At 72.4% G+C, this 21,327-nt stretch carries 15 protein-coding genes; 5 read left to right on the forward strand and 10 right to left on the reverse strand.

The annotated features are described in order from the left end of the window. Positions 1-18: 18 nt before the first annotated feature. Together K4G22_RS15405 and K4G22_RS15410 are read right to left on the reverse strand one after the other, a co-directional pair. Complete coding sequence (locus K4G22_RS15405; RefSeq protein WP_228080806.1) at positions 19-3,315, reverse strand: substrate-binding domain-containing protein; 3,297 nt, start codon at positions 3,313-3,315, stop codon at positions 19-21. Between the two features lie 179 nt (positions 3,316-3,494). Further along, the gene (locus tag K4G22_RS15410; RefSeq protein WP_228080807.1) at positions 3,495-4,466 is read right to left on the reverse strand and encodes a pectate lyase family protein; all 972 of its coding nucleotides are present in this window, start codon (positions 4,464-4,466) and stop codon (positions 3,495-3,497) included. A gap of 215 nt (positions 4,467-4,681) precedes the next feature. Between K4G22_RS15410 and K4G22_RS15415 the strand changes: the two genes are divergently transcribed. Then, positions 4,682-4,912, forward strand: a complete 231-nt coding sequence (locus K4G22_RS15415; protein ID WP_228080808.1) for a DUF2277 domain-containing protein — start codon at positions 4,682-4,684, stop codon at positions 4,910-4,912. Next, positions 4,909-5,730, forward strand: a complete 822-nt coding sequence (locus tag K4G22_RS15420; protein WP_228080809.1) for an alpha/beta fold hydrolase — start codon at positions 4,909-4,911, stop codon at positions 5,728-5,730. Before K4G22_RS15415 ends, K4G22_RS15420 begins: the two co-directional genes overlap by 4 nt. A gap of 42 nt (positions 5,731-5,772) precedes the next feature. Here K4G22_RS15420 and K4G22_RS15425 read toward each other — a convergent pair whose 3' ends face one another. Continuing rightward, positions 5,773-7,446 (reverse strand): DUF885 domain-containing protein, encoded by a 1,674-nt coding sequence (locus K4G22_RS15425; protein WP_228080810.1) that lies wholly within the window; start codon positions 7,444-7,446, stop codon positions 5,773-5,775. 42 nt (positions 7,447-7,488) lie between these two features. Between K4G22_RS15425 and K4G22_RS15430 the strand changes: the two genes are divergently transcribed. Continuing rightward, positions 7,489-10,701 (forward strand): ATP-binding protein, encoded by a 3,213-nt coding sequence (locus K4G22_RS15430; RefSeq protein WP_228080811.1) that lies wholly within the window; start codon positions 7,489-7,491, stop codon positions 10,699-10,701. Positions 10,702-10,761: 60 nt separating this feature from the next. Here K4G22_RS15430 and K4G22_RS15435 read toward each other — a convergent pair whose 3' ends face one another. The 5 genes from K4G22_RS15435 to K4G22_RS15455 form a co-directional block, all read right to left on the reverse strand. Continuing rightward, positions 10,762-11,640 carry an ABC transporter permease gene (locus K4G22_RS15435; RefSeq protein ID WP_228080812.1) on the reverse strand — a complete coding sequence of 293 codons (879 nt, stop codon included), beginning with the start codon at positions 11,638-11,640 and terminating at the stop codon, positions 10,762-10,764. Next, positions 11,637-12,701: an ATP-binding cassette domain-containing protein gene (locus K4G22_RS15440; protein ID WP_228080813.1), complete on the reverse strand. Its 1,065-nt coding sequence runs from the start codon at positions 12,699-12,701 to the stop codon at positions 11,637-11,639. The genes K4G22_RS15435 and K4G22_RS15440 overlap by 4 nt, the downstream gene beginning before the upstream one ends. Positions 12,702-12,846: 145 nt before the next feature. Continuing rightward, positions 12,847-13,401: an NADPH-dependent FMN reductase gene (locus tag K4G22_RS15445; RefSeq protein WP_228080814.1), complete on the reverse strand. Its 555-nt coding sequence runs from the start codon at positions 13,399-13,401 to the stop codon at positions 12,847-12,849. A 211-nt stretch (positions 13,402-13,612) separates the two neighbouring features. Beyond that, complete coding sequence (locus tag K4G22_RS15450) at positions 13,613-16,177, reverse strand: ATP-dependent Clp protease ATP-binding subunit (protein ID WP_228080815.1); 2,565 nt, start codon at positions 16,175-16,177, stop codon at positions 13,613-13,615. A 141-nt stretch (positions 16,178-16,318) separates the two neighbouring features. Next, on the reverse strand, positions 16,319-16,456 hold the full coding sequence (locus tag K4G22_RS15455) for a hypothetical protein (protein WP_158920392.1): 138 nt from the start codon (positions 16,454-16,456) through the stop codon (positions 16,319-16,321). Between the two features lie 272 nt (positions 16,457-16,728). On the opposite strand from K4G22_RS15455, the gene K4G22_RS15460 reads away from it, so the two are divergent. Beyond that, complete coding sequence (locus K4G22_RS15460) at positions 16,729-17,661, forward strand: 1-aminocyclopropane-1-carboxylate deaminase/D-cysteine desulfhydrase (protein WP_228080816.1); 933 nt, start codon at positions 16,729-16,731, stop codon at positions 17,659-17,661. A 15-nt stretch (positions 17,662-17,676) separates the two neighbouring features. Here the strand turns inward: K4G22_RS15460 and K4G22_RS15465 are convergent, their stop codons facing one another. Further along, on the reverse strand, positions 17,677-18,459 hold the full coding sequence (locus K4G22_RS15465; protein ID WP_228080817.1) for a class I SAM-dependent methyltransferase: 783 nt from the start codon (positions 18,457-18,459) through the stop codon (positions 17,677-17,679). A gap of 395 nt (positions 18,460-18,854) precedes the next feature. On the opposite strand from K4G22_RS15465, the gene K4G22_RS15470 reads away from it, so the two are divergent. Continuing rightward, positions 18,855-19,283 (forward strand): tellurite resistance TerB family protein, encoded by a 429-nt coding sequence (locus K4G22_RS15470; protein ID WP_228080818.1) that lies wholly within the window; start codon positions 18,855-18,857, stop codon positions 19,281-19,283. A gap of 72 nt (positions 19,284-19,355) precedes the next feature. Here K4G22_RS15470 and aspS read toward each other — a convergent pair whose 3' ends face one another. After that, positions 19,356-21,128 carry an aspartate--tRNA ligase gene (gene aspS / locus K4G22_RS15475; protein ID WP_228080819.1) on the reverse strand — a complete coding sequence of 591 codons (1,773 nt, stop codon included), beginning with the start codon at positions 21,126-21,128 and terminating at the stop codon, positions 19,356-19,358. Positions 21,129-21,327: the final 199 nt, after the last annotated feature.

Genomic DNA, 21,327 nt, shown 5'->3' on the forward strand with positions numbered 1-21,327 from the left:
AACATCTCGTTCAACAGCCTAGGGGTTCTGGGAGCCGGCCCGCTCCGCCCGCGCGTCCCGGTAGGCGTGCGGGGCCATGCCGGTCTGCTTCCTGAACACCCGGCTGAAGTAGGCGCGATCGTGGAAGCCCACCGCGCGCGCGATGGTCGCCACGCTGTCGTCGCTCCGCCGCAGCCGCTCCTTGGCCCGCTGGACGCGCAGCCGGGTGAGGTACTCCCAGAGCGTCAGGCCCAGTTCGCGGTGGAAGAGCCGCCCCAGGTGGTCCTCGCTGACCCCCGCCGCCTGGGCCACCTGCCAGCGCGAGAAGCGGTGCCGGTAGTGCTGCTCCAGATAGGCCAGGGCGTAGCGGACCGGCGCCGCCGCGCGCTGCGCCGCCGGATCGGTACGCCGCGACATGCCGCCCAACAGCGCGGCGACCTCCCGCTCGTCCAGGATGTCCCGGCCCAACAGCAGCAAAGCGGGCAGCGGTTCGGCGCGCCGCGCGTCGGCGACCGTGAAACCCCGGTCGCTGAGAAGCAGCGCGGGGACGCCCGGCAGCCGTTCGACCACCTCGAAGCCCGCCATGTCGGGCAGCGCGCGGTCCACGATCAGCAGCCCGGGCGGCTCGTCCGCGAGCAGCGCCAGCGCGGCGGTGCCATCGGCCGCCGCCCGGACCGGCCGGCCCGGCATCGCCTCGGTGAGCAGGGCCCGCACCCGCTCCCTGCGCGCGGCCGAACCGTCCACCACCAGCACCGGGTCGGCCAACTCGCTGGGCCGCAGCGCGAGCAGCGCCTGGTGCAGATCGTCCCCGGTGACCTGGCCGTAGAGCAGGAACGGGGTGTGCCGCAGCGCCGGATGGTCGTGCAGCCGGCGGACCAGCGCCCAGTGCCGCGCGCCGCCTGGGCCGGCGGCGTCCCAGACCACGGCGGCCGGGCCAGGCGCGCCGACCAGCGAGACGAGGTCCTCGTCCGGTCCCGGCAGCCGGGGACGCAGCCGGTGCCGGCGTGCCAACGCGGCGATCTCCGGGGCGAGTTCGGCCTCGTTCGGGGCGGCGACCAGGAGTTCGCGCCCCGGCGGGGGCGCGGTGTGGCCGGGCGCCTCGGCCGGCGTCGGCAGCGGCAGGGTCAACTCGAAGCCGGTGGGCGGCGGTTGTCGGTGCACCGTCACCGAGCCGCCGTGCAGCACGGCCAGCCTGCGGGCGATGGCCAGGCCCAGACGCGCGCCGCGCGCCCCGGCGGCGAACGGCTGGAACAGCCGTTCCTCCTCGTCCTCCGGCATCACCAGATCCGGCCTGGTCACCCCGACGGTCAGTTGTGCCGGGCCCACCTCGACGGTCAGCCGCAGCCCGGGGCCCGCGGCGGCGATCAGCAGGTTGAGGACGATCTGCCGCAGCCGGCCCTCGTCGGCGTGGACGGCCGGCAGCCGGGCCGGCAGGCGCAGCGCGGTGGGATCGCCGCCGGCCGCCCGAAACGATTCAGTCAACAGCGGCAGCGGGTCCAGGAGTTGCCGCGAAAGGTCGAGGGCGTCGATCTCGGAGCGCGACAGGTCGAGCAGATCGTCGATCAGCCGCAGCAGTCGGCCCGCGTGCTCGCGCGCCACCTCGCCGTCCCTGGTGTGCCGCAGGATCGCCTCGACCGGGCTGCGCAGCTCGTCCGTCGCGTTGTCCAGCAGCCTGGACTTGAACCGGTTGGCCCGTTCCGCCGTGTCCCTGGCGCCCCGTACCTCGGTGAAGAGCCGAACGCCCTTGAGCGCGGCGCTGATCTGGTCGCCCAGCGCCCGGTAGAGCGATCCGTGCGGGGCCGACCCGCGCTGTCCGGCGCCCTCGGACGCCGTGCCCTCGGGCGTGACGCCGTCGAACGCCACATAGCCGAGCTGTTCGTCGCCGATGTGCAGCGGCTCCAGCACCGCGGTGAACCGGCCCTGGCGGGGCAGCAGTCGGGCCAGCGGTGGCGGCTCGGTCGCGTCCCGCAGCGCCAGCCGGTACTCCGGCACGCCGAGACCCGGCAGATGCCGCCGCAGCGCCCGGTGCAGCCCGGCGGCGTGCGTGACCGTGGTCAGCGTGGTGGCCAACGCCCGCAGCCGTCTGGCCTGTTGCTCCTCCGCCCAGCGCTCGTACTCCAGCAGCCGCCGGGACTTGTCGGCGACCAGCAGCCTGGCCTGGCCGATCACCCGCTCCAGCCGTGCCGGGTCGGCGCAGCCGCCACCGCCGTCGCCGTCGCGCAGCCGCAGCAGCGCCCGGTCCCACTCCGCGGCGTCGTCATAGGACGTCAGTCCCGCGCCCAGCCGGCGCTCCAGCAGGCGCAGGAAGTCGACCCCGCTGTCGCCGGGGTCGGTGGGCAGCCGGGCCAGCAACTCGGCGTCCAGCAGGCCGGGCCCCGGCGGGATCGGCGCCGGAGCCGTGCCGGCCTCGCCGACCAGCGGCGAGTGGCAGCCGCAGGACCGCCGCACGGCAAGGGTCCCCGGTACCACCCGGCGCGCCGGCGGCACCGTGCCCCGCAGCCGCGCCAGCAGCGTGTCGACGGCCAGCTCGCCCAACTCGGCGAACGGCAGCGCCACGCTGGTCAGCGGCGGATCGCTGACCCTGGCCTCCACCGAGTCGTTGAAGCTGATCAACGCCACCTCGTCCGGCACCCGCACGCCCCGCTCGGTGAGGAAGCGCAGCGCGTCGGCGGCCAGCGCGTCGCTGCACGCGACCACCGCGTCGAAGTCCCGTCCCGGGCGCAGCCCGCGCACCTCGATCAGCACCCGCATCGCCGAGGCGCCGGCGCCGTCCGCGTAGTCCAACGAGGCGGCGATCAGCGAACGGTCCTCCGGGATGCGGTGGCGGCGCAGCGCGTCCAGATAGGCGCGGGAGCGGTCCAGCGCCACCGGATTGGTCAACGGGCCCCGGATGCACGCCAGTCGACGCCGGCCGTGGTCGGTGACCAGATGGCTGACGGCCTTCCGCATGCCCGCGTGGCTGTCCAGCAGCAGCGTCTCGTGATGCTCAAGGGCGCGGTTCAGGCTGACCACGGGAAGCCCGTCGAGCCGGCGCACCAGCCGCGCCGCGCGCCCCCCGCGCGCCGGCAGGCCCAGGGTCGAAGTCCAGCAGATCACGCCGTCCAACTCACCCTCGTCCAGCAGCTCGTAGAGCGCGTTGCGGGGCGCGCCGCTCTCCCGGATCGCGTCGCCGGGGAAGCAGACCAGATTGGCTCCCGTCCGCTCGGCCGCCGCCCGCACCCCGGACCACAGGGGCGCCCCCACGCCCAGATGGATGTTCGCTGTGACCAGCCCCAACAGCGGTCGGTCGGGGCGGTCGCGGGGTGCCGGTGACACCCCTGGCCCGCGTTCCACCATGGCGGCAGCCTCGCTTCTCGGCAACGCTCGGCGGCAACGCCAGCGGCGTGCCGCGCCACCTCGGCGGCGCCGCCGAGGTGGCGAGGACGATAGCGCCGCGTCGGCACGCCGACAAGGCCGGCGTCACGGCACCCTTCACCGTGACACCGGCCCGTCGACTCGCGCTCGGGCGCCCGCGGTTACAGCTGGCCCACCCCGGCCCCGCCGGTCACGATGGACTTGACGTCAGCGGCCGAGTCGGGCGAGTAGCCGTAGGGGATGCCGGACACCGAACCGCCGGCCTCCCCGCTGCCCGAGTTCACGAAGTGGTTGTCCCTGGCCACGATGGATCCGGGACCCGAGGCCGCCTCGCCCAGGTGGAACGGGTCGTCGGTGTTCTCGAAGTAGTTGGCCTCCACCAGCACGCCGGCGTCCTCGGTCGAGGCGACGCCATAGGAGCCGATGTTGTTGTAGTAGTTGTTGTAGACGTGGACCGGGTCGCCGAACCGCACCCGCGGGTTGCGCTGGTTGACGCCGTCGAACCAGTTGTGGTGGTACGTGACGTTCAACTTCCCGATGTCCTCGGACCCGTTGTCGTCCGAGTGCCCCAACAGCATGTTCTTGTCGGAGTCGTAGGTGTGGTTCCACGACACCGTGATGCCGGTCGACGCCCGCTTGATGTCCAGCGCGCCGTCGTTGGGGTTGGTGAAGTCGTTGTGGTCGATCCACACGTTGGTGCTGTACTCGACGTTGATCCCGTCGTCGTTCGAGTTGGCGAACCTGAGGTTCTGCACGATCACGTTGTCGGCCTGGCGGATGTTCAGACCGCTGCCCTGGATCGTGGCGCCCGACCCGGCGCCGACGATCGACTTGTCCGACGAGACCCGGACCATCGAGCTGACCGAGATCGTGCCGTTGACCTCGATCTGCAACGGTCCGTCGCTGTTGGCGGCGTCGATCAGCTGGTCCGCGGTGGACACGGAGACCACGTCGCCGCCGGCTCCGCCGGTGGCACCGGCGCCGAACCCGGTCGGCGACCCGACGACGAGGGGGGAGACGTCGGCCGGCTCGTTGGCGGTACCCGTCGCGGCGGTCAACCCGCCGATGGTCGCCACGGCGGCCGTGACCGCGACCGCGCTGGCCAGCTTGAATCGTGCGCTCGTCCTGCGCATGAGATTCTCCGTCCGGTTTGTGGGGGGTGTAACTGGAGGGACCTTGCCGCGCGGCCTGGCAACGCCTCGATGCTATGGGGGGAGTTGTGGACGATGACGGTGCGCGTGTGGACTATCACGACGCCCCTGGCCCTGCCGGCCGGGCCGGCGGTCGTTCGCGCTGGTGGGGGGTGGTTTGTCGGGCGGCTGTCAGTGGCGTGGGTGACACTGGGGAGATGTGCAGGAGTATCAAGACCCTTCGGGCCCCGGTCACCCCTGATGTGCGGGATGAGGACATCCGGGCGGCGGCCCTTCAGTACGTTCGCAAGGTCAGCGGGTTCAGGGCGCCGGCGGCGCACAACCAGGCGGTTTTCGATCAGGCCGTCGCGGACGTCACCGCCGCCACCCAGCATCTGCTGGCGCATCTGGAGGTGCGCGGCTCGGGTGGTGGGGCTTCGCGGGAGTGAACGTCGTTAGGCCCTTCGTGGGGCGGATAGCCGGCCCGGCCGAGCGCACCCTGCTGGTGATCCACGGCGGCCCCGACTGGGACCACGGCTATCTGCTCGATCCGCTGCGGGAGTGGGCGGGCGAGCGCCAGGTGCTCCTTCCCGACCTGCGGGGATGTGGCCGTTCGCCCGGAGGGCTGCCCCCGGAGCAGTACACGCCTGACGCCGTCGTCCTGGATCTGCTGGCGCTGCTCGACAGCCTCCCGGTCGAGCAGGTCGACCTGCTCGGGTTCTCCTATGGCGGGTTGCTCGCGCAGCGGCTCGCGCTGGCCGCGCCCGAGCGTTTCCGCTGTCTTGTGGTGGCCTCCTCCAGCGTGCTGCCGGTGCCGGCGGACGCCTGGGACGACTGGCCGGAGCGGGCCGCCCTGCGGGCGGCCGAGGCGCGGGTGTGGGCGGAGGGGCGCTGGGACGGGCCGGCGTTGACGCGGGCCGCCGCGCTGGCCGGGGCGCCGGCCAACGTCTGGCGGGCGGAGGCGCTGCCGCGCTATCGGGAGGTGCTGGCGCGGGTGCGGTTCACGGCCGAGTGGCTCGGCCCGTTCCGGGCCGGCCTGCTGCCGCCGGCCCGTCCGGACGACGCGGCCCGCCGGCTGGCCGCGAGCGGTCCCCCGGTGCGGCTGCTGCACGGCCGGCAGGACATGGTCTTCCCCGCCGCGCTCGCCGAGGAGGCCGCCCGGCTGATTCCGGGCGCCCGGGTGGCGATCCTCGACGAGGCGGGGCACATGGCCCACATAGACCAGCCGGCGGCCTGGTTGGCCGCCCTGTCCCAGCACCTCTCCTGAGGCCGGGGAGCCCCGCCGTCGGCGGCGCTCCCGCCCGGAGGGCTACAGGGCGGCGAGTTCGTCCGTCAGGTCGTCGAGGCCGAGGGAGCCGAGCGAGAGCGCGGCCATATGCCAGGACTTGGCGTCGAACGCGGCGCCGGCGCGGCGCCTGGCCGCTTCGCGGCCGGCGAGCCAGGCCCGTTCGCCCAGCTTGTAGCTGATGGCCTGGCCGGGGAGGCCGAGGTAGCGGACGATCTCGGAGTCGGTGAACGACGCGGCGCATCCGGTGTACCGGGCGAAGAACTCGGTCGCCAGCTCCGGCGTCCATCGCTCGCCCGGGTGGAAGCTCTCGCCGGCCGGTATCCGCAGCCCCAGGTGCATCCCGATGTCCACGATCACCCGCACCGAGCGCATCATCTGGGCGGAGAGGTAGCCAAGACGGTGGGCCGGGTCGGCGAGGAAGCCCAGCTCGTCCATCAGGCGTTCCGCGTAGAGCGCCCAGCCCTCGGTGGTGGCGCTCACCGAGCCCAGGCTGGCCTGGAACTTGGAGAGCCGGTCCGCCACATACACCCACTGGGCGAGCTGGAGATGGTGTCCCGGGACTCCCTCGTGGTACCAGATGGAGACCAACTGCCAGGTGGGGAAGCTGGTTTCGCCCCTGGTGGGCAGCCAGGTGCGGCCCGGCCTGGCGAAGTCGAGGGAGGGGCGGGTGTAGTAGGGCGCCGCCGCGCTGCCCGGGGGCGCGATCATGGACTCGACGCGGCGCACCGGCTCGGCCAGATCCACATGGGTGCCGTCGAGCTCGCCGATCGCGCGGTCCATCAGCGCCTGTAGCCAGTCGCGGATCCGGTCCACGCCCTCGACGACCTCGCCGTTCCTGTCCAGGTGCCGCATCACGGCCAGGGTGGACTCGCCGGGCAGGATCCGCTCGGCGACGTGGCGCATCTCCTCGCGCAGCCGGTGGAACTCGGACCAGCCGTAGGCGTACGCGTCGTCCAGGTCCAGTTGGGCGCCCGTCCAGCTGCGCGCGCCCCGCAGGTAGCGTTCGCGCCCCACGGCGTCCGGGGTGCCCTCGGCGGCCGGGACATAGGTGTCGGTGAGGAAGCGGCGGACGCCGTCGAGGGCCGCGTCGACCTCGGTTGCGGCGCGGTCGAGTTCGGGGCGCAGCGCCTCGGGCCCCCCGGCGGCGAACGTCCCGTACCAGTCGCTGTCGAGCCACTCGCCGAGCTGCCCGGCGAGGACCAGCGCCTGGCGGGGGGCGACGGTGAGCCCCCGGTCGATGCCGGCGGTCAGCCCCTCGGTGTAACGGGTCAGCGCGGCCGGGGTGTTGCGCAGGCGGCGCGCGATCACGGCCCAGTCGTCGGCCGTCTCGGTCGGCATCTGGAGCAGTGTCGAGCGCAGCTGGGAGACGGGGGAGAAGAGGTTGCGCACCTGGCGCAGGTCGTCGCCCGCGTCGTGCAGGTCCAGTGCCGCGGTGAGCCGCTCGCGCAGCAGCCGGGCCGCTCTGCGCTCGCCCTCGGGGAGCTGTTCGGAGCCACCCGCGGCGGCCTCTGCCGCGTCCAACTCCCCGAGGGTGGCGCGCTGGGCGTCGGCCACCGCGTCGAGCCCCTCGGGGGAGAAGTCGGGCAAGGCGTCCTGGCCGGGGCGGATGCCCAGACTGGAGCCGACGCTGGGGTCGAGGTCGGCGAGCGTCTCTACATAGGCGTCCGCGATGATCCGCGGGGTGGAATGCGACATTGTGTCATCCTCATACAACACAGGACGCAACGGAAGGCACATGTGTTCGATCAGTTGATCGGTCGGGAGCACGCCGCGGCTGTGTTGCGGGCCGAGATCGCCAGGGCCGGGAGCAGCCACGGCGGTCTGGTGCTGGTCGCCGGCGAGGCGGGGATCGGCAAGACGACACTGGTCACCGGCGCGGCCAGGGAGGCGGGCCAGGAGGGTTTCCTGGTGCTGGGCGGCGCCTGTTGGGACGCGGACAACGCGCCGGGCTACTGGCCCTGGACGCAGGTGGTGCGGGCGCTGCGCAGGGCCGCGAGCGCCGAGGAGTGGACGGCGATCGAGGAGGCGGCCGGGCCCGAGCTGGACGCGCTGTTGACCGAGGCCAGGCTGCCGGCCGAGCTGGACGCCGAGGACGACGATCCGGACGGCTTCGCGCTGTCGGACGCGGTGACGACGGCGCTGGTCACCGTCTCCCAGCGGCGGCCCGTGCTGGTGGTGCTCGACGATCTGCACTGGGCGGACAGCGCCTCGCTGCGGCTCCTCCGGTTCGCGGCCCAACACACCTGGTTCGAACGGGTGTTGCTGGTGGCGACCTATCGGGACGCGGAGGTGGACCCGAGCGCGGACGAGCAGCTGGGGCATCCGCTGTGGGACACCATGACGCCGCTGCTCAGCAAGGCGACCACGCTGGTGCTGACCGGTCTCGGGCCGGACGAGGTGGCCACGCTGATCAGTCGCACGGTCGGCAGGGAGGCCGAGCCGACCCTCGTCGCCGAGGTGCACCGACGCACCGGCGGCAACCCGTTCTTCGTGGAGCAGACCGCCAGGCTCTGGCACAGCGGGGGCGCGGTGACCAGCATTCCGCCCGGCGTGCGCGACGCCGTGCGCCGGCGCGTGGGGCTGCTGCCGCCCGCCGTGGTGACGATGTTGGCGCAGGCCGCCGTGTTGGGCCGGGAGTTCCACCGGCAGGTGCTGGCGGCCAGCCTCGCCACCCCGGCGGCGCGCGCCGACCGGCTGTTGGAGGCGGCCGTCACCGCTCGTCTCGTGGTGCAGCGCGGGGCCGGCCGGTTCGCGTTCGCACACGATCTGGTGCGGGAGACGCTCTACGAGGCGCTGGACGCCGACGAGTCGCGTCGGCGGCACGCGGCCGTGGTCCGCGCGCTGGACCAGCAGCCGGCGCTCGCCGAGCGGGTGGTCCCCGCCGATCTCGCCCGGCACGCCCATCTGGCCGGCGACGAGGTGGCTCCCGCGCACGCCCTGACCCTGCTGAGCGCGGCGGCGAGGGAGGCCACCGCCCGGCTGGCGTTCGACGAGGCCAACGGCCACCGGCGGCGCGCCTACGAGCTGACGGGCGCCGTCGACCCGCGCCGGCGGGTGGTGCTCGGCCTTGAGCTGGCGGAGGGACTGCTCCAGGCGGACCGGTGGGACGAGGCCTGGTCGTACTTCCAGAAGGTGATCGACGAGGCCAGGGCGGTCGATGACGCCATGCTGCTGGCGCGGCTGGCGCTGACGCTGCACCAGTCGCGGGCGGCCAGGCGCGATCCGGTGGCTGGGCTGCTGCCCTCGCTGCTGACGGAGACCCACCGCAGGCTGCTGCCCGGCGACCCGCCCGCGCCCGACGATCCGGCCGACCCGGCGACCCAGGACCGGCTGGCCCGCGCCCTGGCGGTGCGGGTCGCCGTGTTGGCCCGGCGGGGACAGGACGACGACGCGTTGGCGTTCGGCCTGAGCGCCCGGCACGAGGCGATCTGGGGCCCCGGCTCGGCGGCCGAACGCGCCACGCTCACCCAGGAGATGATCACCGTGGGGCGCCGCTCGGGGGACGTGGAGCTGGAGCACTTCGCGCGCTCCCTGCGCTGGGTGGCGCTGCTGGAGCTGGGCGATCCCGAGTACCTGCGGGAGCTGGGCGCCTTCCAGGGGATCGTGCGGCGGGAGGCCCAGCCGCAGTACCAGCTGTCGGGCCGGATCGACCTGGCCATCGTGCGGACGTTGCAGGGCGAGTTCGCCGAGTCCCAGGAGCTGGAGGCGGCGGCCGGCGCGCTGGTCGCCGAGATGCCGAGGAACCGCTGGTACGAGCGGTTCATCCAGCATCTGCGCTGGTCGCGGCTGATGCTCAGGGGCAGGTTCAGGGAGTTGGACGAGCTGCTCGGCGAGCTGCCCTCGACGGGCTATCCCCATCTCGAACTGCTGGAGGGCGTGACGGCCGCGCAGCGCGGGGACGCCGAGACGGTCTGCCGGGTGCTGGCAGCCGCTGACGGCGGCGAGCGCTATCCGCGCCATATGCGGTGGCTCTGGCTGCGCTTCCTCGCCCAGGGCACCGCGCTGTTGGGCGACCGGGAGCGCTGCCTCCAGGCGCGCCGCGAGGTGGCCCCGTTCGCCGACCAGTGGTCGGTCTCCCTCTACGGCTTCGACGTCAGCGGTCCGGTGGCGCTCTGGATCGCCGAGCTGGACGCCGCGCTGGGCGACTGGGGGCGCGCCGTCGACGGCTTCGCCAGGGCGGCGCTCTCCGCCGACTGGCTGCGGGCCAGGCCGTGGGCGGCCGAGGCCAGGGTGCGGCAGGCCGAGGCGCTGCTGGCCAGGAACGAGCCGGACGACCGGGCCGAGGCGACGGAGCTGCTGCGGGTGGTGGCCGACGAGGCCGAGGCGCTGGGGCTCGAACAGGTCGCGGAGCGGGTGATGGCGGCCAGGGAGGGCCGCGCCGGGGTGGAGCGCCGCGCCGCGGCCGAGGCGGAGTTCCGGTTCGAGGGGACGGTCTGGACGCTGCGCTTCGCCGGCCGGACGGTGCGGCTGCCGGATGCCAAGGGGCTGCGCGACCTGCGGGAGCTGCTGGCCAGGCCGGGCTCGGACATCTCCGCCGTCCGGCTGCTCAACCCGGCGGGCGGCGAGACGCTGGCCGCCGCGCGTTCGCTGGGCGGCGATCCGGTGTTGGACGACACGGCCAAGGCCGCCTACCGGCGCCGGCTCACCCAGCTCGACGCCGAGATCGACCGGGCCGCCGAACGCGGCGACGAGGCGGCGGCCACCGCCCTGGGCGACGAACGGGCGGCGCTGCTCGACGAGTTGCGGGTGGCGGCCGGCCTCGGCGGGCGCACCAGGCGGCTGGGCGACGAGGCCGAGCGGGCCAGGAAGACCGTCACCGCGCGGATCAGGGACACCCTGCGGCGGCTGGACGACAAGCACCCGGAGCTGGCCGCGCACCTGCGGGCCGCCGTCGCCACCGGAGCCACCTGCGGCTACCACCCGAAGGACGGCGTCGCCTGGCGGCTGTGATCCGGTGGCGGCCGACGGCCCGCACGGCCCCCGTGCCCCCCGTTCCCCCGTGGCCGGTGGCTACTTGCGGTTGTAGAGCCGCATGGTCAGCGTCCCGAAGACCCCGATCAGCAGCGCGGTGGCGACCGCCACCCAGGCCAGCTCGCCCATCTCGACGTTCCCGTCCATCAGACCGCGCACGGCGGCCACCACGTGGGTGATCGGGTTGACGTCGACAAAGCCCTGGAGCCAGCCCGGCATGGTGTCGGGCGAGACCATGATGTTGCTGAGGAAGCTGGCCGGGAACAGCACCATCATGCTGACCCCCATCACCGACTTCTCCGAGCGGAGCAGCAGGCCGAACATGGTCCACACCCAGGAGAAGGCGAAGGAGAAGCCGACCAGCAGCAGGATGCCGAGCACCACGCCGACCGGGCCGCCGTCAGGCCGGTAGCCCAGGACGAGACCCAGCGCGAGGATGACCACCGAGGCCAGGCTGTACCGCAGCACATCGCCCAGCAGATAGCCGACCATCGCCGAGGGACGCCACACCGGCAGGGTGCGGAAGCGGTCGAAGACCCCCTTGGCGATATCGGTGTTGACCGCGACGCCGGTGTACATGGTGGTCATCACCACGCTCATCACCATGATCCCGGGCAGCAGGAACTGGAGGTACTCGCTGGTCGAGCCCGCCAGCGCACCACCGAACAGGTAGGTGAACATCAGCGTCATCATGATCGGGAAGATCGTCACGTCGATCAGCTGTTCGGGGACATGCTTGATCTTGAGCATGGCCCGCCAACCGAAGGTGATCGAGGCGGAGAGCGGGCTGGGCCGCGGCGGCGCCTGCGTCTTGGCCAACACCGAGGCCAGTGAGGCGTGATCAGCCTCGAAGTTGTCCGCGGCCTCCGCCGGTGCGGCCGAGCCGCTTTCGCTGGTGGTGTCCGTCGCGGTGCTCATGCCACGCTCTCCTTCTCCTGGTCGGACCGCTGCTGGTCGGTGGTCGGGGCCCCACCGGCGGGCGCGCCGGACGGGGTGGATCGGCCGGGCCCGGTGGGCTTGCCGGTCAGGGACAGGAAGACCTCGTCGAGGCTGGGCTGGCCGAGCGAGAAGTCGTCCACGGTGATCCCGTCGGCGGCCAGCTCGCCCAGGGCCGCCGCCGCGCGCTCCGCCGGGCCGAGCGCGCCCTCGTCCGGCAGCAGCCTGGCGGTCAACGAGACCGGGTCGGAGTCCAGCGCGACCTCCGTGCCCAGCCGCCTGGACAGCACCTCGCGGGCCACCTCGCGCTGGTCCCGGTCGCGCAGCCGGACCCGCACCGAGCCCGCGCCGACCGAGGACTTGAGCTCGCCCGGGGTGCCCTCGGCGATCACCCGGCCCGTGTCGATCACCGCGATCCGGTCGGCCAACTGGTCGGCCTCGTCCAGATACTGGGTGGTGAGCAGCACCGTGGTGCCCTGGGCGACCACGGCGCGCACGATGTCCCACACCTGGTTGCGGCTGCGCGGGTCGAGGCCCGTGGTCGGCTCGTCGAGGAAGAGCAGATCGGGGGTGTTGAGGATGCTGGCGGCGATGTCCACCCGCCGCCGCATGCCGCCGGAGTAGTTCTTCACCTGCTTGTCGGCCGCCTCGGTCAGGCCGAACGCCTCAAGCAGCTGGGCGGCGCGGATCCGGGCCGCCGGCTTGCGGTGGCCGAGCAGCCGCCCCAGCAGGATCAGGTTCTCCGCGCCGGTGAGGTCCTCGTCGACCGAGGCGTACTGCCCGGTCAGACTGACCCGCGAGCGCACCGCGTCCGCCTCCCGCAGCACGTCGTGCCCGAACACCCTGGCCTCGCCGCCGTCCGGGCGGAGCAGCGTGGCCAGCATCCGCACGGTGGTGGTCTTGCCGGCGCCGTTCGGCCCGAGCACCCCGTAGACGCTGCCGGCCGGTACGGCCAGATCGACGCCGTCCACGGCGCGCAGGGCGCCGAAGGTCTTGACGAGACCGGACGACTCGATCGCCAACCCGTCGTTGCGCTCACTCATCACAATCCTTTCACCTGGGAGAACGCTGAGGTAGACCGTTCGGGCGAGGAGAACTCATCGCCCTGCGGTCGAAATTTCGTTCGGTTTTTGAGGTCGCCAGGGTAACCCCTGGGGCGACGGCTTCACGCAGCCGCTCGGCGACCGCTCAGGCGGTGTAGGGCCGGAGCCGTTTGGCCTCGCGCAGGGCCAGACCCCACCACACCAGCTCGTCCAACATCGCCGAAGCCGCGCTGACCTGGGCCGGGGTGCCGCAGAGACCGGAGACGTCGATGCCCACCTCGTCCCGCATCGTGACGGTACGCAGCTCCACGAAGACACAGCGCAGCGCCGCCACCGCCAACTGCCCCCTGGCGCGGAGCCCGTAGGAGACGAAACCGACCGGTTTCGCGTGCCACTCGTCGTAGGCGTAGTCGATGGCCTGCTTGAGGGCGGCCGGATACCCCGCGTTGTACTCGGGGGTCACCACCACAAAGCCCTCGGCCCGCTCGATCGCGCCAGCGAACCGGCACATCTCCGCCGTCGGCTCCTCGGGGAACCGCTCGGGGAACGAGAAGTCCAGCAGGTCCAGCACCTCGACCTCGACATCGTCCCGCTCCCGCACCACCCCGGCGAACCAGTCGCCCACCGCGGAGCCGACCCGTCCCTCACGGGTGCTGCCGATCAGCAGTGCCAACCGCAGCGGAGCGACGGCCACAGCCACCTCGGTCACCTCCCCCGGGAAACGCGCCCCGTGCGGTCCCTCCGCACGCTGTCCTCACCCTCCAGGCGCGAGACGCCCCGCCAGATCGGATCTAGCGGGGCGCCAACCAACGCCGGGCCGTCCCGCTGCGCGCGGAACGGCCCGACGGCTCCTCCTCCCGGTCTTCCCCCTTCTTCCCCCTTCTTCTGGCTTCTCCGGTGCGACGCGTTCTCTAGGGCGACGCCGGCTCGCCCGCGCGCTGCCGGAACTCCAGCCGGTCGTCCACCACATCGACCGTCAACGCGGAGTGCGGGGTCAGCTCCCCGCGCAGCAGGCGGCGCGACAGCTCGTTGGTCACCTCGCGCTGGATCGTCCGGCGCAGCGGCCTCGCCCCGTACTCCGGCTGGTAGCCGCGCTCGGCCAGCCAGTCGACGGCCGCCGGCGTGAAGCTCACCGCCACGTCCTGCGCGTGCAGCTGGTGCCTGGTGTCGTTCAGCATCAGATCGGTCACCGCCCGCAACTGCTCGCCGGTGAGCTGCCGGAAGATCACGATCTCGTCGATCCGGTTGAGGAACTCGGGGCGGAAGTGCTCCCGCAGCGGGCGCAGCACCCGTTCCCTGCGCTCCTCCTCCGCGCCGCCCGCGCCGCTGCCGAAGCCGGCCCTCGGACCCCTGGCGCTGATCACCTCGGAGCCCAGGTTGCTGGTCATCACGATCACCGTGTTGCTGAAGTTGACCCGCCGTCCCTGCGCGTCGGTCAGCCGGCCGTCGTCCAACACCTGCAACAGGATGTTGAACACATCGGGATGCGCCTTCTCCACCTCGTCCAGCAGCAACAGCGAGTACGGGTTGCGGCGCACCATCTCCGTCAGCTGACCCGCCTCCTCGTGGCCCACATAGCCGGGCGGCGCCCCCACCAGGCGGGACACCGTGTGCCGCTCCTGGTACTCGCTCATGTCCAGCCGGACCATCCGCTCGTCGCTGCCGAACAGCGCCTCGGCCAGGGCCCTGGCCAGCTCCGTCTTGCCGACCCCCGTCGGGCCCAGGAACAGGAAGCTGCCGATCGGGCGGTCCCCGCCGGTCAGCCCCGCCCGCGAGCGCAGCACCGCGTCGGCGACGGCCGTGACCGCCTCGTCCTGCCCGATCACCCGCTCCCGCAGCTGGCTCTCCAGGCCCAGCAGCCGCTCCCGCTCCTCCTGGGTGAGGCTGCTCACCGGGATCCCCGTCTGCCGCGACACCACATCGGCGATGTCGTCCACCGTCACCTCGGCGATCCGCTCCCGCTCCGGACGGTGCTCCCCGTCCTCCTCGACGCGCAGCTCCAACTCCGCCAGCCGGTCCCGCAGTTCGCTCGCCCGCTCGTAGTCCTCCGCCGCCACCGCCTGGTCCTTGTCCCGGCCGACCTGCTCCATCTCCCGTTGCAGCGCCCGGACATCGGTGCTGGTGGTGGACGTCCGCATCCGCACCCGGGCGCCCGCCTGGTCGATCAGGTCGATCGCCTTGTCCGGCAGGAACCGGTCCGTGAGATAGCGGTCCGAGAGCTGGACGGCCGCGATCAGCGCCTCGTCCGTGTAACGCGCCTGGTGGTGCGCCTCGTAGCGGTCCCGCAGCCCGCGCAGGATCGCCACCGCGTCCTCCGTCGTCGGCTCCGGCACCAGAATCGGCTGGAAGCGCCGCGCCAGCGCCGCGTCCTTCTCGATGTACCGCCGGTGCTCCTCCAGCGTGGTGGCGCCGATCACATGCAACTCGCCCCTGGCCAGCGCCGGTTTGAGGATGTTGCCGGCGTCCATCGCGCCACCCTCACCGCCGCCCCCGGCGCCCACCACCGTGTGCAGCTCGTCGATGAAGACGATCACCTGGTCGGACTGGGCGCGGATCTCGTCGATCAGCCCGGTCAGCCGCTCCTCGAAATCGCCCCGATAGCGCGTACCGGCCACCAGCGCCGAGAAGTTGAGCTGCACCACCCGCCGCCCCAGCAGGCTGTCCGGCACATCGCCCTCGACCATCCGTTGCGCCAACCCCTCGACCACGGCCGTCTTGCCGACGCCCGCCTCGCCGATCAGCACCGGGTTGTTCTTGCCCCGCCTGGCCAGCACCTCCACCGTCTGCTCGATCTCCCGCTCCCTGCCGATCACCGGATCGATCTCCCCGGCCTTCGCCAGCTCGCTCAGATCCCGCCCGTACCGGTCGAGGTTCGACGTCCGGCCGCGCCCGGACGGGCTCGGCGCCCCCGCCCGCTCGCTCGGCCCCTGGCCGCCGCCCTGACCGGCCGGCGTGCCCGAGGACGAGGGGTCGAACCTGGCGGCGTCCAGCGTCCGCCCCGCCGTCGAGTCCTTGTTCGCGGCCAGCGCCAACAGCAGATGCTCGGGGCCGATATAGCTCGCGCCCGAGGCCAGCGCCACCCGGTGCGCGTCCAGCAGCGCGCGCTTCGCCGCCGGGCTCACCGACAGCGAGCCGCGCGCCGGCGCGTTCCGCGCGTCCCCCGCGTGCTGGTCGATCTCCTCGGCCAACGCGTCCGGATCGGCCCCCGACCTGGCGACCATGCCCCGGGTCGGCTCGGTGACCAACGCCGCCCGCAGCAGATGCTCGGTGTCCAGATCGTCGCTGCCGTGCTGCGCCGCGTAGGAGGCCGCGCCCGAGACCAACTGCCAGGCCGGTTCGCTCATCAGCCGCAGGAAGTCGTGTGTGCCACGGTCGGGACGCGCCCCGCCCAGGGGCGCTCCGCCGCCGAAGAGCCGCGCCAGGTACTCCCCCAGCGGATCGCGGCCGAAGTCGTCAGGACCCAATGGACTCGTCATCGCTGCCACCCGTCGGCCGGCGCCCGGCCGAGATCGCTTGTGCTGGACGTGTGCCAGGGCCGAGTTCCCCGGGGGCGCCGATCCACACTGATCGACGCCGATCGCGGGGTGCGGGCGGAGCGGTGCCGTGCCGGACGCGCGTCAGCCGTGCGGGGGCGAGCAGGTGACCGAGGACTGGCAGGTGTAGCCCCTGCCCTTGCAGTGCCAACAGCGGTGCGGCGCGACCACGCCCTCGGCCTCGCCGGTGTCGGAGAGGTAGAGCGTCTCGCGCACGTCCATGCGCTCACCGCCACAGCCCCGGCACCGTGGGTGCGGACCCGGGCAGCATCGTGTTCGCCAACGTCTGTTCATGGTGGCCTTCCGCATCGGTGGGGTCGATCGGGGGGCGTTGATCGGTGGGGGGTTGATCGAAGACTCGGGGACTCGAAGGGGGGTCAGGGGGTTCTCGACGGGGTACTCGACGGGATTTCGCCCGTGGCGGGTGATCCCGGTTCGCCTCCTACCCGGCAACGGGCATCGGACCCCCATCCGCCCTTCGTACACTTGTGTAGATGTTGTCGACGTCGGCCACACTCCCCTCCCCGTCGCAGGAGATCGACGATCCCCTGCTGCGACGGGCCGGCATCAGCCTGTGGATCAAGCGGGACGACCTGATCCATCCGCTGATCCCGGGCAACAAATGGCGCAAACTGCTCCCCAACCTGCGGGCCGCCCGGATCGCGGGACACCGCCGGCTGCTCACCTTCGGCGGCGCCTACTCCCACCACCTCACCGCCGTCGCCGCCGCGGCCGCGGCCACCGGCTTCGACTCCGTCGGCCTGGTGCGCGGCGACGAACTGGCCACGGCGCCCCGCAACCCGGCGCTGGCCAGAGCCGAACGGGACGGCATGCGGCTTGCGTTCCTCAGCCGCGCCGCGTACCGGGAGACGCTGCGCGCGCTGGACGAGCCGGCCACGCGACGCCGGCTGACGGAACGGTTCGGCACGGCCCATGTGCTGCCGGAGGGCGGCTCCAACGCGCTGGCCGCGCGCGGCGCGGCCGAGATCGTCGCCGAGCTCGCCGCCGAACGCCCCGGCGGCCTCGGCCCGCGCGATCTCGTCTGCTGCCCCGTGGGCAGCGGCGGCACGCTGGCCGGCATCGCGGCGGCCCTGCCGCCGGGCGCGCACGCGCTGGGGGTCGCGGTGCTGCGCGGCGCGGACGGCTATCTGGAGGCCGAGGTCGCCGCGCTGCACCGCGCGGGCTGGGGGCGCGAGTTCCCGCGCTGGACGATCGACCACGGCCACCACGGCGGCGGCTACGGCCGCATACCTCCCGAACTGGCCGCCTTCACCGACGACTTCGAGCGGACGCACGGCATCCGTCTCGAACGGCGCTATGTGGCGAAGACGCTGCGCTGTCTGTACCAGCGCACCGCCCAGGGCCACTTCCCCCCTGGCACCCGCCTCACCGCCGTGGTCACCGGGCCTCCGACGGACACCGACTGACCGCGCGGGCTCCGGCTAAGGGGCGGTGACGCGGATCTTGGACTGGCCGTGGGGGAGTTCCTCCCAGTCGTCCATGAACTGGGCCTTGAGCCCGTGGCGTTCGGCGAGCGCCACCAGCGTCTCGGTGCGGTAGTAGAAGTCCTCGCGCAGCACCTGGTGTTCGCGGCCCTCGGTGCGGTCGTAGGTGAAGTCGAAGAAGCCGTCCGGGGCCAGCAGGCGACCGACGTGGCTCAGGCACTCGTCGATCACCTCGATCGGCGAGTGCGAGAAGACGCTGTGCGCGTGCACCACGTCGAAGTGCCCGCTGGGCAGGAAGTCGAAGGTCAGGTCGCCGCTGATGGCGAGATAGGGCAGCTTGGGCTGCAACTCGTAGCTGACCAGCGTCTTCTTGGCGTTGACGAGGATGTCGGGCGAGATGTCGATCCCGTAGTAGTGCCCCGGATCCAGGTAGTCGATGAAGCGCCAGCCGGCACGCAGGTTGCCACAGCCGATGTCGAGCATGCGGTGGTCCGGGCGGAGCCCGTGCCGCTTGAGGTAGTCGAACTGCATCAGCCCGAGCGCCAGCCACCGTTCGTGGCTGCGGCTGCCCACCGCCGCCTCGGGGTCGCGGCCCGCGTCGGAGGCCATCACGGCGCGGTAGTAGGAGACATGGTCCCGGTGCTTGGCGCGGAGCCACAGGTCACGGGCGGTGCGTCGCAGATAGGGCACCACCCGCCGGGGATTGCGGGTGGCGTAACGCACCTTGTGCACGACGCTGGACCGGTTCACGTTCAGTTTCTTGTGCCGTTGGCCCTGCATGTGGTGCTCGCTCTCCTTGACGTTCCGTTTACGTGTCGTCGGCTTTCCGGCGGTTGCGGATGCCTGGCAGCTTGGTTCACGGTGGCGCTCGCGCCCGGAAGGCGCGCAGCGAACCGCCGAGTTCGCCACCCGGCGGTGACGGTCGCCCCGGGGTTGACGAGGAGGGTGGATACCCCCGCCGGGTACATTGGGGAGCCGGTGGCCTGGCAGCGACGCCGGCCGGAGATGCCCGCTCGCGGGGGCGTGAATCAGCCATGCGAATCGGCCAGTTGCGGAACCGGAACGAGGCCGGGGGTCCGGCTGACGAAATAATCGGGTGGCGGGCGGAGTCAACACCGGAGTGGGTGCGAGGGGGCCGGGCCGAGCGGTCGGCTCGGCGAGGCGAGGGGGAGACGGTGAGCAAGGAACTGCACGAGTGGTTGGTGTCCAAGAAGGCGGCGTTCCGCGGTGCCCCGTACCGGGACGCCAGCATGGCGATGTGCGCCCTGGTGGCCAGCGCGGACGGCAGTGTGCACGCCGCGGAGCGCAAGCGCGTGGAGTCGTTGATCGCCGGGCACGAGCGGCTGAAACACTTTCCACCCGATCAACTGCTGAGGCTCTTCAACCGACATATCGACCGTCTCTCGCGCGACTTCCGCTGCGCGCGGGGCGGGGTGCTCAGGGAGATCGCCAAGGTCCGCGACCAGCCGGAGCTGGCCAGGGCGGTGATCCGCACGGGGGTGGTGATCGCGGGGGCCGACGGACACTACGCGCACGCCGAGCGCCAGGTGATCCTGGAGGTCTGCGAGCTGCTGAACGTCTCGCCCACGGAGTTCGGCCCCTGAGGGCCCGCTGACATGGGTCGGGCGCCGCCCCCCGACCGGGGAGCGGCGCCCGACGCACACCCGTCGCTACGCCTACTTCGACGGCTTGCGGAGGCTGAGGTGCAGCTCCCGCAGCCGGGCCTCGGAGACCTCGTTCGGCGCGCCCATCAGCAGATCCTGGGCGTTGCCGTTGAGCGGGAACGCGATGGTCTCGCGGATGTTGGGCTCGTCGGCCAGCAGCATCACGATCCGGTCCACGCCGGGGGCGATCCCGCCGTGCGGCGGCGCGCCGTAGTGGAAGGCGCGCAGCATGCCGCCGAACTCCCGCTCGACCTCCTCCTTGCTGTAGCCGGCGATCTCGAACGCGCGGTACATGATCTCCGGCTCGTGGTTCCTGATCGCGCCCGAGGACAGCTCGATGCCGTTGCAGACGATGTCGTACTGCCACGCCAGGACGTCCAGCGGGTCCTTCTCCTCCAGGGCTTCGAGGCCGCCCTGCGGCATGGAGAACGGGTTGTGCGAGAACTCGATCGCGCCGGTGTCCTCGTTCCGCTCGTACATCGGGAAGTCCACGATCCAGCAGAAGCGGAACACGTTCTGCTCGAAGTGGCCGGCGCGCTTGGCCGCCTCCACCCGGACCGCGCCCATGATCTTGGAGACCTCGTCGAACGCGCCCGCGCCGAAGAACACCGCCGTGCCGGGGCCGGCCGAGAGCCGCTCGGTGAGCGCCGCCACGTCCTCCTCGGTGAGGAACTTGGCGATCGGGCCGGTGAGCGCGCCGTCCTCGCCGACCCGGACCCAGGCCAGGCCCTTGGCGCCCTGGGCGACGGCGAACTCGCCGAGCTGGTCGAAGAACTTCCGGGGCTGGGAGGCGGTGTCGGGGACGGCCAGGGCCCGCACATGCTTGTCGGCGAACGCCTTGAACCCGGAGCCGGCGAAGACGTCGGAGACATCGACCAGCTCCAGCTTCGCCCGCAGATCCGGCTTGTCGGAGCCGTACTTGAGCATCGCCTCACGGAACGGGATGCGCGGGAAGGGCGACGTGACGTGCCGGCCGCCGCCGAACTCCTCGAACAGCTCCGTCATCAGCTTCTCGATGACGGTGAACACGTCCTCCTGCTCGACGAAGCTCATCTCGACGTCGAGCTGGTAGAACTCGCCGGGCGAGCGGTCGGCGCGGGCGTCCTCGTCGCGGAAGCAGGGGGCGATCTGGAAGTAGCGGTCGAAGCCGGCGACCATCAGCAGCTGCTTGAACATCTGCGGCGCCTGCGGCAGCGCGTAGAACGTGCCGGGGTGCAACCGGGAGGGGACCAGGAAATCGCGCGCTCCCTCGGGAGAGGTAGCGGAGAGGATCGGCGTTGACAGCTCGGTGAAGCCGAGGCCCGTCATCTTGCCGCGGATGGCCGAGATCACCCGCGAACGCAGCATGATGTTGCGGTGCATCCGCTCGCGGCGCAGGTCGAGGAAGCGGTATTCGAGCCGGCGCTCCTCGTTCACCCCGTCGTCGGCGTTGATGGTGAACGGGATCTGGTCGGCCGCGCCCAGCACCTCGACCGCCGCGACCTCCACCTCGACCTCGCCGGTGGCCAGCTCCGCGTTGACGTTCTCGGCGCCGCGCTCCACCACCCGGCCGTCGATCCTGAGCACCGACTCCTTGCTCAGCGAGCTGAGCCGCTCCAGGACCGCCTCGGCGCCCGGGGCGTCCGGGTGGACCACCAGCTGCGTGATCCCGTAGTGGTCCCGCAGGTCGATGAAGAGGATGCCGCCCAGGTTCCGGCGATTGTGCAGCCAACCGGCGAGCCGGACATCGGAGCCGATGTCAGCCGAACGCAGTGCGTCGCAGGTGTGGGACCGGTACCGATGCATCGTGAGTCCAAGTCGTCAACGAGATTCCGGGGGACGGGCTCAGACTACCGTTGCCCACTCTCACCCCGCCTCGGCGTATCGCGCCCGACGAATCCCGACGGAGTCCCGGCGCAATCCTGGCGGAGTCCCGGCGCAATCCCGGCGGAGCCCCGACGGAATCCTGGCGGAATCCTGGGAGAAAGATGACGGAATCCCGATG

It is taken from the genome of Streptomyces profundus (assembly GCF_020740535.1).
GTDB lineage: Bacteria > Actinomycetota > Actinomycetes > Streptomycetales > Streptomycetaceae > Streptomyces > Streptomyces profundus.

Coding starts and splice junctions, on each gene's coding strand:
- K4G22_RS15405 (WP_228080806.1), bottom strand. CDS start 3,315: ATGGTGGAACGCGGGCCAGGGGTGTCACCGGCACCCCGCGACCGCCCC.
- K4G22_RS15410 (WP_228080807.1), bottom strand. CDS start 4,466: ATGCGCAGGACGAGCGCACGATTCAAGCTGGCCAGCGCGGTCGCGGTC.
- K4G22_RS15415 (WP_228080808.1), top strand. CDS start 4,682: ATGTGCAGGAGTATCAAGACCCTTCGGGCCCCGGTCACCCCTGATGTG.
- K4G22_RS15425 (WP_228080810.1), bottom strand. CDS start 7,446: ATGTCGCATTCCACCCCGCGGATCATCGCGGACGCCTATGTAGAGACG.
- K4G22_RS15435 (WP_228080812.1), bottom strand. CDS start 11,640: ATGAGCACCGCGACGGACACCACCAGCGAAAGCGGCTCGGCCGCACCG.
- K4G22_RS15440 (WP_228080813.1), bottom strand. CDS start 12,701: ATGAGTGAGCGCAACGACGGGTTGGCGATCGAGTCGTCCGGTCTCGTC.
- K4G22_RS15450 (WP_228080815.1), bottom strand. CDS start 16,177: ATGACGAGTCCATTGGGTCCTGACGACTTCGGCCGCGATCCGCTGGGG.
- K4G22_RS15455 (WP_158920392.1), bottom strand. CDS start 16,456: ATGGACGTGCGCGAGACGCTCTACCTCTCCGACACCGGCGAGGCCGAG.
- K4G22_RS15460 (WP_228080816.1), top strand. CDS start 16,729: ATGTTGTCGACGTCGGCCACACTCCCCTCCCCGTCGCAGGAGATCGAC.
- K4G22_RS15465 (WP_228080817.1), bottom strand. CDS start 18,459: ATGCAGGGCCAACGGCACAAGAAACTGAACGTGAACCGGTCCAGCGTC.
- aspS (WP_228080819.1), bottom strand. CDS start 21,128: ATGCATCGGTACCGGTCCCACACCTGCGACGCACTGCGTTCGGCTGAC.